The following is a 12301-nucleotide window of genomic DNA, read 5'->3' as shown; positions in this document are numbered from 1 at the left end:
ATTTACGCCACAGCACTTTCAAGAGCAGTTTCAAAACTTGCCATATCTAGAGAGTAAGTTTTAACTAGCTCTTTTGCTGCCGCAATGCTTTCTTCTGTAGCCACACCGTTTAGTTGAATAGCTGTACGAACAACTTGTAGTATCTGAGCTGCTTTTTTATCTTCGTCTTCAGCTTCTGCAGGGTTTTTACAGTTTCCTATAACATCCACTAAACCGTCTTCAAATTTCCATAGTTTAAAGATCATAGAACTAACTTCAGGCGTAGTTACTCCAACCACTTTTTCCTCAGCTTTTTCAACATCTTGAAGCTCTTTTAGAGCATCTCTGAATTCAATTTGCTTGTTTTCAGCCATAATCTGCTGAGCTATAATAACCTTCCCGATCTCTACTAAAAACGCAGCCGGTGAAAGAATTCCCATAAGTTTGTTTTCTTTTCTCATACACCAAGCAGTTACAAGTGCATGTTGTCTTTTTGATAATTCTGAAAACATATCATTAGTTATGCCATAAGCAGATAAGTCCAGAGGGAAACTTTTTTTAATGATACTTGCTAGTGCAAAACCGCGAACAGTACCCATTCCAAAAAGTCCTACAGCCTGACTAATAGCATTGATCTCACGGCTGAATCCGTAAAGCGGAGAGTTTGCTGCTTTTAGGATGTCTGCTGTTAGCAATGGATCTTTTTCTAGAATTTTAACCATATCGTTAAAGCTAGAATTAGGATCCTGATAAACTGCCTCTATCTGCAATGCAGACTCTGGAAGCGGCGGCAGTTGTTTTATTTTTTTTAGAATTTCTTCAGTCATCTAAGCCTCTGTATAGTTTGAGATATATACTGTAATTATAGTATATGCAAATAAATTCATTCTGAATATTTACAAAAAATTGTTATGATTTTTAGTCAAAAATATATTTAAAGGTTAGAAATGCAACTACAAAGAGATGCAATGCTAAAACAATTAGGCTATGTTCCAAATGAAGCCTTGATAAATCAATTACAAAGAATTGAACAAAATACTAACGGCTATGATAAGATACAAAAACACATAATGGATTTGCACGATCATTTAAAAGTTGACGGCTCATTTGTAGCTATGTCAAATTCGGAAGATTATTTCAAAATAAAAGTTGAAGCAGGTTCTGATGAATTGGCACAGGAAGCTCATGAGAAAATCAAACATTTTAGTGAAAAATTTAAAGTTAAAATAAATAAAATTCAAAACAAAGACACATATTATATTTTAGGATTTGAAAAATAAAAGAGCCTATAAGTATAGAAGGATATGACCTTTTAACAAAAGAGTTTAAATTTTTGTTAGAGGTTCATAAACCTAAAGTTGCACATGAAAAAAAAGTAGCTGCAGATCAGGGTGACAGAAGTGAAAATGCCGAATACCACGCTGCGAAAGAGAAACTTCGTTTTATAGATAAGAGACTTTTTTATCTAAATTCTATGATAGAAAAATCTCAAATTATAGACCCCTCATTAGCACCTCATATAAAAATAAGATTTGGCTCAAGTGTAAAACTTACAAATATAGATACTGATGAAGAAGAGATCTATACAATTTGCGGAGTTTTAGAAGCTGAGCCCGAAAACGGTTTAATCTCTATTCACTCACCATTAGCACGTGCAATGATAGGTAAAGAAGAGGGTGATGAGTTTAAAGTAAAACTTCCAAATTCTGTAAAGGTTTATGAAGTTGAAGAGATTTTTTATGAAAATATCTTCTCATTGAAGAAAAATATTAGAGATGAAATCGACTTCACTTTCCACTAAAATCAACCCTAATTTTTAATTTATTTCAATTTAGATATAATCCGCTTTTAAAAACCAAATTTTAGGATTCCTAAGTGAGCCAACAATTACCAGATATAGACACACAATTAGCAAATCATAAGTTAAGCCAAGATGATTACAAGCATATTAAAGAGATTTTAGGTCGTGAGCCTAACCTTGTAGAGCTTGGTATCTTCTCAGCTATGTGGAGTGAACACTGTTCTTATAAAAGTTCAACAGTTCACTTAAAAGGCTTTCCTACTAAAGCACCATGGGTTATTCAAGGTCCTGGTGAAAATGCAGGTGTAATCGATATCGGTGGCGGATATGCAGCCGTATTCAAGATGGAATCACACAATCACCCGAGTTTTATTGAACCTTATCAAGGTGCTGCTACAGGTGTTGGTGGGATTATGCGTGACGTATTTACAATGGGTGCACGTCCAGTCGCGAGTTTAAATGCACTTCGTTTTGGTAATGTTCTAAACGATGATAAAACTTCTGCACATCAACGTTATTTGGTACGTGGTGTAACTGAGGGTATCGGTGGATATGGTAACTGTATGGGTGTACCAACTATCGGTGGTGAAGTAAGTTTTGATGAGTGTTATAACGGTAACATTCTTGTAAATGCATTTAATCTTGGTATTGCAAAGAGTGATGAGATTTTCTATGGTCGTGCTGATGGTATAGGAAACTCTGTAATGTACGTAGGTGCTAAAACAGGACGTGATGGTCTTGGTGGTGCTGTAATGTCTTCTGACTCATTCACAGAAGAGTCAAAATCACTTCGTCCAACTGTTCAGGTAGGGGATCCGTTTACTGAAAAACTTCTACTTGAAGCTTGTTTAGAGCTTTTCAAAACTGATTATGTTGTTGGTATTCAAGATATGGGTGCAGCTGGTCTTACATCTTCATCTTTTGAGATGGCAGGACGTTCAGGTAGCGGTATGATCATGCACCTTGACAAAGTTCCTGCTCGTGAAGAGGGTATGGTCCCTTATGACTTCATGCTTAGTGAATCACAAGAGCGTATGCTTGTATGTGTTAAGAAAGGATCAGAGCAAAAAGTTATAGATATTTTTGAAAAATGGGATCTTGATGCTGCTACAATCGGTGAAGTTACAGATACTGGTAATATGGAACTTTTCTGGCACGGTGAAAAAGTAGCTGAGGTACCTGTTGATCCTGTTAGTGAAGAGGCTCCTGTATTAAATCGTCCAATGAGCAAGCCTGCATATTTAGACGAAATTGCAAACGTAACAATTGATGATTTTGACAAAGTTTCAAATCAAGAAGCGTTTGAGAAACTGACTAAGTCTATGGAAGTTGTTGATAAATCATGGATATATGAGCAATATGACTCAATGGTACAAACAAATACTGTAAAAAAAGGCGGTATGCTTGATGCATCTGTAATCCGTGTAAAAGAAAACGGTAAAGCGTTAGCTATGAGTTCTGACTGTAACGTTCGTTATTGTTTCATCGATCCTAAAGGCGGTGGAGCTGCTGCAACTATTGAAGCTGGTCGTAATGTTGCGATGAGTGGTGCAAGACCTTTAGCTATTACAGATTGTCTTAACTTCGGTAACCCTGAGAACCCTGAAGTTATGTGGCAGTTTGGTCAAGCTTGTGAAGGTATTAAAGAAGCTTGTGCTGAACTTAACACTCCTGTAATTGGTGGTAACGTTTCACTATACAATGAAACAAATGGTGTATCTGTATTCCCGACACCATCTATTGCTACTGTTGGTGTTAATGATGATCAAAACAACGTACTTATGTCTAGCTTCCAGGCGCAAGGTAATGCACTTTATTTAGTTGGTAAAAGCAAGTCAGAGTTTGGTGGGTCACTTTATATGAAAGAGATCTGCGGAACTGTTGCAGGTAAACTTCCGGAGATAGACTATACAAAAGAGTTAGCTCTTTGGGATTTAGTAATTGAATCAAATAAAAAACATCTACTAGAGTGTGCTAAAGATGCATCTAGTGGTGGTGTGGCTATTGCACTTGCTAAGATGTGTGCAACTTCAGGTATGGGTTGTGATGTAGAGATGAGCGTAGAAGATGAGCGTGATATCTTTGCTGAGTCAATGAGCCGTGCAATTATAGAAGTTAAACCTGAAAACGTTGATGCTTTTGAAGCTATGCTTGATGAGTCGATGGCTTGTGAAAAAATAGGTACTACAGGTGGAAATACTGTACGTATAAACGATGTGTCAATGAGTATAGAAGATCTTAAAGATAACTACTTCAATACATTTAAAAGAGTGATTGAGAGAGACATTTAGTCCTCTTAATCCATTTGCTTAATATACCTTAACATTATTGCAATAAAAAACATTGCAAAACCGATCCCGTAAACATCAAAAACTCCGCTTACATAGTACTGTGTATATAAAGATATAGGTATATAAAAAATATATAGATACACGGCAAACTTTTTCATCATAAGTAGACCGACTGCAGTTATTAATGTTAATAACGTAATAACAATTGAAAAATAGTAATACCATACTATTACATTTTGGCTATCAATAGTTTCAGCCAAACTTCTTAAACTCATAAAAAAACCAAGCAACATAAATATGGCTAGGACACTTATGGCTATAGGTCTTTGGTGATTCATTGTCTTATCAAGTAAATTCATGGCGAAATTATAGTGATGTATCACACAGTTGTCAAACTTTAAAAAATATAAACTAATATAAGTAGTATAACTATTAATACTTTATTAATAATTGATGCAAAATTAAGCATTAATTTAATAATACTTTTGTAACATAATGCCCTTATGAAGAATAAAATTATTTATATAACATTAATTTTACTAATGTCAACTATGTTATCGGCTGAAAGTGATACGGCAGATTTAGCAAAAAAATTAAACCTATATGCGGGAACAAAAGCCTCTATACAGTGGGAAAGAATCTTTTCTAGTGAGAGAAGGCTTAAGAGGTACAAGCTGGATAATCTTGATGAAGTTAAACTTATTCAGTTAAAAAACTATCTTATAAAACACTCAGCAGATTCAAAGCAACCTGTTGTACCAGGACTATGAAATGACAAAAAAGATATTTTTATTAGCACTAATGGTAACACTTTCATACGGATCATCTGATCTTGAGAAAAAACTAGAACTTTTAGAAGCGGAAGTTAGAGAGTTAAAAAAATTATCAAACGATAATAAAGCTGATTTAAATGAATATATACCAATTATTGAAGCGAGTGAAACACAAAGTTTATTAGACAAGGTAGACTTTTTACCTGAACTTGAAGTTCGCATGGATAAAATGGATTATGAACTTGGTCAAATAGAGGGTGAAAATACACAAGCTTTATATCCTGATGGAGTTCATCAAAGAAGAGATCAATTTAGTAAAGATTTTGATCCTGCAGTAGCTGTAAAGTTTAAACTAAATATGATTGGAAATATAGACAAATATACTAAGTTCAACGGAAGGTTTATATTTACAACATCAACACAGTCAAACCAAAGACTATGTATATTGTCTCGTGATATTAAATCTGTATCAGCATCTAGTGCTTTTGATGTAGACCGTGCATATGTTGACTATACACCAAATATAGGTTCAGATTACGCTTTTACTTTTAGTTTCGGTGTACTTCCGACAACTGGTGGAACTCCTATGAACTTTGCTTTAAACAATGAGAGAAAATCTATGTTCCCAGCACTGGTATTTGATATGAATACATATGGTTTGATAGGTACTCAAAAACTTGGAGAAGGAAATTTTTTAAGATTTATTGCCGCAAAAGCATATACTCTAAAAGCTGAATTTTATCCATATCAATGTAATCGTGAAAATATAGATAATGCAAATGTTCTGGGAACATACTTTGATACAGAGTTTAAACTGTTCGGTGGTGATAGTTTACTATCTTTTGGTGTAAACTACTTGGGTGATTTTAAAGCTCATCCATACCTTGGACCTGATGTTAATTCTGATGATGCAAGTGATTTGGGAGATATTTTTACTTACGGTCTTGGTATAGATATAAGAAACTTATTGGATGACAGGCTGACTTTTTTTGCTCACTCAGCAATCTCAAACCCTAATGCAAATGGAAAGATTGATGATTACCAAATAGTAGATGCAAATAATGATGGTATACAAGATGATCCAAATGACCCTGGTTTTTCTATGGCAAGTTATGCAAAAGGTCCGATGATAGATACATCAGGACACTCCGTTTATGTAGGTATGAAATACGATTTTAACAGTGATTTTAGTTTCGGTGCAGAATATAATCACGGTAGTAAATATTGGTTCAGTGCAACTCAGGGCGCAGAAGATATGTACAACAAACTAGCAATTAGAGGTGATGTTAGTGAGGGATATGCTATATATAATTTCCATAAAGATATGTATGTGAAATTAGGATATATGTACAGCAATGAAGATTACACTGGAAGTGGATGGCATTTTGGTGAACCTGTGAAAAAAGACGGTAAACAAAAGATATCTTACCTTTCTATAAAAGCTGAGTTCTAGTGTTAGAATTAAAAAGTAAAATATATCTATTGTTAATTGGCAGTTTTATACTGCTTTTTGTTTCACTAGCATTTTCTGTAAAAAACATAGATGAGAATACAGAGATAATATCGGAGGTTGAAAACAAGTACCTGACTCTTTCAAAAAATATTCAAAAACTTAATTTGAGCATAGAAGAGAAACAGTCAAATTTACTACAGAGTATTTTACTTGGTGATGCACCTAAAAAAAATCATGCTCAGTTTAGAAGAATAATAGATGATATATATGAAATTGTAAGTGAAGATGAAAGATTAAAAACGCTTTTGGATGAAAAATTATTGACGTTGAAAAAACGTCTTATAGCATACCAAAGTGTTGAAGATAGTGTAATTGAGTCCTTACATAGTGAATTTAATGAAGATCTTGAGGATGCAGTTATCGGTTATAACGAGGTGACAAAAGGTTTTGCCGGTGATGTAAATGAAGTTGAAAAGATCATAATAACAATCTTACAAGAAACTATAGTTGAATTAAGAGAATCAAATATATTAAACCAGATGACTGTAATAGGTTCTTTTTTAATAACTGTTTTGATAGTTATATTTTCAATGCTTAAGTTGAATTCACTTCAAAACAATCTAAAAAAAGAATTAAAACGCTCTTTTGAAGCTGAAGAAAAACAAAAAAATCTTCAAGCTCAACTTTTAAAATATAATGAAAATTTAGAGAATGAGATAACTAAAAAAACAAATGAACTTTATCAAAAAGTATATACACACTTTTTAAGTGGACTTCCAAATAGAAATAAACTTTTAGAAGACTTTCAGATATATAATTTTTCAATGATGGCCTTACTAAATATTGACAAGTTTCAGAAGTTTAACGATGTATATGGTGAGGAGATGGGGAATTTAGCACTTCAAAAGAGTGCAAAGTTTATAGAAAACTATCTAGATATTGAAGAGGCCAGTATATATCATATTAGTGGTGATGAGTTTGCCATAGTAGTTCAGGAAAATCTATCTATTGATAAAGATAGGTTCTTACACTCAATAAATCACTTTTTAAATATTTACAAAAAGAACGTTTTTGATATAGATGAGCATAAACATTCTTTTGTTATGAGTGCAGGTGTTTCTTTTTATGGAGATAAAAAGATGCTCGCATTTGCTGACATGGCTCTAAAAGATGCAAAAGTTAAAAATCAGCATTTAGCTGTATTTAGTGAAACTCAGGAAATAGAACAAAAACATAAAGATGATATTGAGTGTAAAAACCTGCTTATGAAGGCATTTGAAAACGATGATGTTATCTCATACTTTCAGCCTATATCACCTATTCAGAATCCTAACCTTGAAACTAAGTACGAGTCTTTAGTTAGAATCAAAAATGGTGATGAGATTGTACCTCCGCATACTTTTATAGAAGTAGCCAAACAAAATAAAGTCTATTATAAACTTACCAAAAAAGTTTTTGAGAATACTCTAAATACGATTAAAAAATATAAAGTGCCGTGTTCCATAAATATATCAATAGTCGATATTGAAAATGAAAGAACAAAAAATACAATTTATGAGATGTTAGATCAATTTAACTATAACGAGCTGATCACTATAGAGATACTTGAAACAGAAGAATTTAATGACTATGATGTCGTATATAAATTCTGTAGTAAAATAAGAACATACGGCATTAAAATAGCTCTTGATGATTTTGGATCAGGTTATTCAAACTTCACCCATATTTTAAATCTTCCGATCGATTATATTAAAATTGATTCATCGCTGATTTCAAATATCGACAGAGATAAGCACTCGCAGATAATGGTGGAGACTATAGTAGGTCTAGCACAAAAACTAAACGTAAAAACTATAGCCGAGTTTGTATCTTCAAAAGAGATTTTAGATACAGTTAGAAAGCTTAATGTTGATTATGCTCAAGGTTTTTATGTAGGTAGACCTGAAGATATCTCTAAATATTGTTTTTAGAGAGTATTTAACAGGCTAGTATCAAGCTTGTAAGGTTTTGTAACTTCATCTATACTTTTGTACTCAAAACCTTTTTGTGTATAGCATACTATGCTCTCATCTCTACCGTTAAGTAAAGCATCAACCGCTTGGTTTACAAATTTATAAGCCATAAGTCTGTCATATATACTAGGGTTTCCTCCGCGTTGTATGTGTCCTAGTACAGATACGCGAGATTCCATTCCTATTTTTTCTTCAAACCATTTTGATATTTCAGATGAATCTTCTTTTATCCCTTCAGCCACAATAGCTAAAAAATAATCCCTTCCATTTTTTACATCCTCTTTGAACTTTGCTTCATAGTCATCAAGGTTATACTCTATCTCTGGTATCAAACACATCTCAGCCCCACTAGTAAGTGCTGTTATCATTGCCAGATATCCACAGTCTCTACCCATAGTTTCAACAACAAAAGCACGTCTAAAACTTGAAGCTGTATCACGTATAGCATCGATTGAAGTTTTTATAATATTTAGTGCAGTATCAACACCTAGACAATAATCAGTCCCGTGAATATCATTATCGATAGTTGATGGTATACCTGAAAATCTAACACCAAAATCTTTGTAAAATTGGTGTAGTCCGCGGAATGAGCCATCCCCGCCAAGTACAACTATAGAATCTATATTTAGCGCATCTAAATTATTTTTAGCGATCTCACGATATTTGTAGTCTAAAAACCTTTTACTTCTAGAACTACCTATCTTTGTACCGCCACGAGTAATAATTCCAGCTACGTCTTTATATGTAGCTTCATATATATCGTTATCTATAAGACCCTCATAGCCTTTATTTACAAAATAAGGTATAAGGTTATTTTTTTTAGCGTATTCAACAAAATGTTTAAGTGCGGGGTTCATACCGGACACATCACCACCAGAACACATAATAGCAATATTTTTCATTTTTTTACCTTGTCATCACTAATTGAGATAGTTTACCATTTTATAAACTAGGTTTAGATAAAATTTCATAATTTATTTTTTCAAGGAATTGCATTGTCTAAAAGAGCATTAGTAAGCGTTAGTGATAAAGCAGGTGTGGTTGAGTTTTGTCAATCACTTGTAAAGAACGGTTTTGAGATCATCTCTACTGGTGGTACTTATAAAAAGTTAGTAGAAGCTGGAATTAAAGCTATTGAAATCGATGAGGTTACAAAATTCCCTGAGTGTTTTGAAGGTCGTGTTAAAACACTAAACCCATATGTTCATGGTGGTATCTTACACCGTCGTGATAAACAATCTCACCTAGATCAAGCTAAAGAGTTAGGTGTTGAAGCGATTGATCTTGTATGTGTTAATCTTTACCCGTTTAAAGAGACTATAGAGCGTACTGATGACTTTGATGATATTATTGAAAATATCGATATCGGTGGACCTGCAATGGTTCGTTCAGCTGCTAAGAACTTTGACAGTGTTATGATTGTTACAGATGTTAACGACTACGCAACAGTTATAGATGCAATAGAAAATGAGAAAAATACAGTTGAGTTCAGACGCTCTTTAATGATCAAAGCATATGAACATACAGCTGCATATGATTCGATGATAGCTAACTATATGAATAGCCGTTTCAACGAAGGTTTCGGTGAGAAACAATTTGTAGTTGGTAATAAAGTTATGGATACACGTTATGGTGAGAATCCACACCAAAAAGGTGCTTTATATGAGTTTGATAAGCACTACTCAAACAACTTTAAAACTCTAAAAGGTGAAGCTAGTTTTAACAACCTAAACGACTTAAGCGGCGCAGTTAAGATAGCTTCAGCATTTGGCGAAGAGAATGCTGTATGTATAACTAAACACGGTAATCCTTGTGGTTTTGCTATTAAAGATAATCTTTTAGATGCATACACTGAAGCTCTAAAATGTGATCCTGTATCTGCTTTTGGTGGTGTTGTAGCAGTAAATGGTGTTGTTACAAAAGAGCTTGCTGAGAAGATGAATGAGATTTTCTTAGAAGTTATTATAGCTGGTCGTATAACTGAAGAAGCTCAAGAAGTATTTGCTGCTAAGAAACGTATAAAACTTTTTGAAATGGGTTCAGACAGATTAGTTTTAGCTAATGATGCAAAAGATTTCAAACACATCGATGGTGGATTTGTTTTCCAAGATGCCGATAAAGTTGGAGATAACGAAGTTAAAAATGCAAAACTTGTATCCAAAGTAGCTGCAGATGCTCAAGATATGAAAGATTTAGAAATAGCTTACAAAGTAGCTTCACTTACAAAATCTAACTGTGTAGTATATGTTAAAAACTCTGCAATGGTAGCTGTTGGTATGGGTATGACTTCACGCGTTGATGCTAGCCAGTGTGCACTTAAAAAAGCTAAAGAGATGGGTCTTGATGTAACTGGTGCAGCACTTGCGTCTGAAGCATTTTTCCCATTTCGTGACTCTATAGATGCAGCAGCGGCAGCTGGTGTTAAAAACGTAATTGAGCCTGGTGGATCTATCAGAGACGAAGAGATCATTGAAGCGGCTAACGAATTTGGGATGAGTCTTTACTTCTCAGAAGTTCGCCACTTTTTACACTAAGTCTTATAAATTAAAATAGTAACGCAACTTCAGCGTTACTACACTCGTCGTGTACTAATAGTACACTTCCTCAAGAAGCCTTTGACCACTGCACCTTGATTGACATCCACTCAACTTTTATGATATAATCTTACTTAATACAAACAATTATATATTTTATTAGGAACAACTATTATGGCAAAATCATTATATGAAACATTAGAAATATCAGAGGGTGCTAGTGAAGCTGAGATTAAAAAAGCTTATAGAAAATTAGCACGTCAGTATCACCCTGATGTAAATAAAGATCCAAAAGCAGAGGAGAAGTTTAAAGAGATAAACTCTGCATACGAAATATTAAGCGATAAAGAGAAAAAAGCACAGTATGATCAGTTTGGTGATCAGATGTTTGGCGGACAAAATTTCCATGACTTTACACGCTCACACGGTGGTGCAGGTGCATCAGATCTAGATGAAATCTTAAGACAGATGTTCTCAGGCGGAGCAGGTGGATTTGGCGGAGGCTTTGGAGGCTTCGGTGGAGGAAACCCATTTGGCGGTGGAGGTTTTGGTGGAAGAGCTGAACCAAACTTAGATATTGAAACATCAGTTACTATACCTTTTTCTGTAAGTATCTTGGGTGGAAGCCACTCTGTATCAGTTCAAAATGACAGATTTGATATTAAAATTCCTGCTGGAGTTAAGAGTGGTGAGAAGATGCGTGTTAAAGGTAAAGGGCACTCGTCTAGCGGACGTAAGGGTGATCTGTTTTTAAAGATAAATGTAGCACCAAATCCTGATTATGTTAGAGAGGGTGATGATCTTATAAAAACATTTGATGTACCTTTAAAAGCTGCACTGTTTGGTGACAAAGTGTCAATTCAAACATTGGAGAAAGAGATCAAGCTAAAAGTGCCTCAAAACACTAAAAACGGACAGAGATTCCGTGTTAAAGAGATGGGTGCTATGAACAGAAAGACTAAAGTTCGCGGTAATTTATATCTTGAAGCAAACATAGTTCTTCCAAATGTAGACGAATTAGATACTGATTTAGTTGAAATAATGAAAGAAAAATTACCTAACTAGAAAAGGAGAAATTATGATACACCAATATGATGAACCGGTTTATTTGATCAGTGTAGTAGCTAAGATTTTAGATATACACCCTCAAACTCTTCGTCAATATGAAAGAGAAAACCTAATATGTCCATCACGCTCAGGTGGTCGTATAAGGATGTATTCTCAAAGGGATATTGACAAGATAAAACTTATACTTAGACTTACTCGCGAGTTAGGCGTTAACTTAGCTGGTGTAGATATAATTCTTCGTCTTAAAGACAATGTAGATGATATGGAGCAGGAGATTGCTCAGCTTAGACACGAAGTGCAAAAGTCACGTAATGCACATTCTGTTTCACCTGATAAAGCTCTTGTGACTAAAAAGTCAATTTATGAGATGATTATTTTCGAGGAATAAGC

At 34.2% G+C, this 12301-nt stretch carries 12 protein-coding genes; 9 read left to right on the top strand and 3 right to left on the bottom strand.

The window, feature by feature from the left end:
- Positions 1–2 precede the first annotated feature (2 nt).
- Complete coding sequence (locus tag ABZA65_RS07665) at positions 3–806, bottom strand: HDOD domain-containing protein (protein ID WP_373072321.1); 804 nt, start codon at positions 804–806, stop codon at positions 3–5.
- Positions 807–926: 120 nt separating this feature from the next.
- On the opposite strand from ABZA65_RS07665, the gene ABZA65_RS07660 reads away from it, so the two are divergent.
- The 3 genes from ABZA65_RS07660 to purL all read left to right on the top strand — a co-directional run bounded on the left by ABZA65_RS07660 (position 927) and on the right by purL (position 4071).
- The gene (locus ABZA65_RS07660) at positions 927–1259 is read left to right on the top strand and encodes a hypothetical protein (protein ID WP_373072319.1); all 333 of its coding nucleotides are present in this window, start codon (positions 927–929) and stop codon (positions 1257–1259) included.
- Complete coding sequence (gene greA, locus ABZA65_RS07655) at positions 1256–1780, top strand: transcription elongation factor GreA (protein WP_373072524.1); 525 nt, start codon at positions 1256–1258, stop codon at positions 1778–1780. The genes ABZA65_RS07660 and greA overlap by 4 nt, the downstream gene beginning before the upstream one ends.
- Positions 1781–1854: 74 nt before the next feature.
- Positions 1855–4071 (top strand): phosphoribosylformylglycinamidine synthase subunit PurL, encoded by a 2217-nt coding sequence (gene purL, locus ABZA65_RS07650; RefSeq protein ID WP_373072317.1) that lies wholly within the window; start codon positions 1855–1857, stop codon positions 4069–4071.
- A 5-nt stretch (positions 4072–4076) separates the two neighbouring features.
- On the opposite strand, the gene ABZA65_RS07645 is transcribed toward purL, so the two are convergent.
- The gene (locus tag ABZA65_RS07645) at positions 4077–4409 is read right to left on the bottom strand and encodes a hypothetical protein (protein WP_373072315.1); all 333 of its coding nucleotides are present in this window, start codon (positions 4407–4409) and stop codon (positions 4077–4079) included.
- Positions 4410–4613: 204 nt separating this feature from the next.
- Here ABZA65_RS07645 and ABZA65_RS07640 point away from each other — a divergent pair, with 204 nt between their 5' ends.
- The 3 genes from ABZA65_RS07640 to ABZA65_RS07630 are packed head-to-tail and all read left to right on the top strand — an operon-like array spanning position 4614 to position 8267.
- Positions 4614–4841 carry a hypothetical protein gene (locus ABZA65_RS07640; RefSeq protein WP_373072313.1) on the top strand — a complete coding sequence of 76 codons (228 nt, stop codon included), beginning with the start codon at positions 4614–4616 and terminating at the stop codon, positions 4839–4841.
- A gap of 1 nt (position 4842) precedes the next feature.
- Positions 4843–6297, top strand: coding sequence for a DUF3373 family protein (locus ABZA65_RS07635; protein ID WP_373072311.1), 1455 nt, complete (start codon positions 4843–4845; stop codon positions 6295–6297).
- A gap of 29 nt (positions 6298–6326) precedes the next feature.
- A complete protein-coding gene (locus ABZA65_RS07630; protein ID WP_373072309.1) occupies positions 6327–8267 on the top strand; it encodes an EAL domain-containing protein in 1941 nt (646 codons plus the stop codon).
- Here ABZA65_RS07630 and ABZA65_RS07625 read toward each other — a convergent pair.
- Positions 8264–9211 (bottom strand): 6-phosphofructokinase, encoded by a 948-nt coding sequence (locus ABZA65_RS07625; protein WP_373072307.1) that lies wholly within the window; start codon positions 9209–9211, stop codon positions 8264–8266. The genes ABZA65_RS07630 and ABZA65_RS07625 overlap by 4 nt on opposite strands.
- A 93-nt stretch (positions 9212–9304) precedes the next feature.
- Here ABZA65_RS07625 and purH point away from each other — a divergent pair, with 93 nt between their 5' ends.
- The 3 genes from purH to ABZA65_RS07610 all read left to right on the top strand — a co-directional run bounded on the left by purH (position 9305) and on the right by ABZA65_RS07610 (position 12299).
- Positions 9305–10843 carry a bifunctional phosphoribosylaminoimidazolecarboxamide formyltransferase/IMP cyclohydrolase gene (gene purH / locus ABZA65_RS07620; RefSeq protein ID WP_373072305.1) on the top strand — a complete coding sequence of 513 codons (1539 nt, stop codon included), beginning with the start codon at positions 9305–9307 and terminating at the stop codon, positions 10841–10843.
- A 174-nt stretch (positions 10844–11017) separates the two neighbouring features.
- Positions 11018–11908 carry a DnaJ C-terminal domain-containing protein gene (locus tag ABZA65_RS07615; protein WP_373072303.1) on the top strand — a complete coding sequence of 297 codons (891 nt, stop codon included), beginning with the start codon at positions 11018–11020 and terminating at the stop codon, positions 11906–11908.
- A gap of 13 nt (positions 11909–11921) precedes the next feature.
- Positions 11922–12299: a heat shock protein transcriptional repressor HspR gene (locus tag ABZA65_RS07610; RefSeq protein ID WP_373072301.1), complete on the top strand. Its 378-nt coding sequence runs from the start codon at positions 11922–11924 to the stop codon at positions 12297–12299.
- Positions 12300–12301 lie beyond the last annotated feature (2 nt).

It is taken from the genome of Sulfurimonas sp. (assembly GCF_041583195.1).
In the GTDB taxonomy this organism is placed as follows: Bacteria; Campylobacterota; Campylobacteria; order Campylobacterales; family Sulfurimonadaceae; genus Sulfurimonas.
This window is presented reverse-complemented; position numbering and strand designations above follow the sequence as displayed.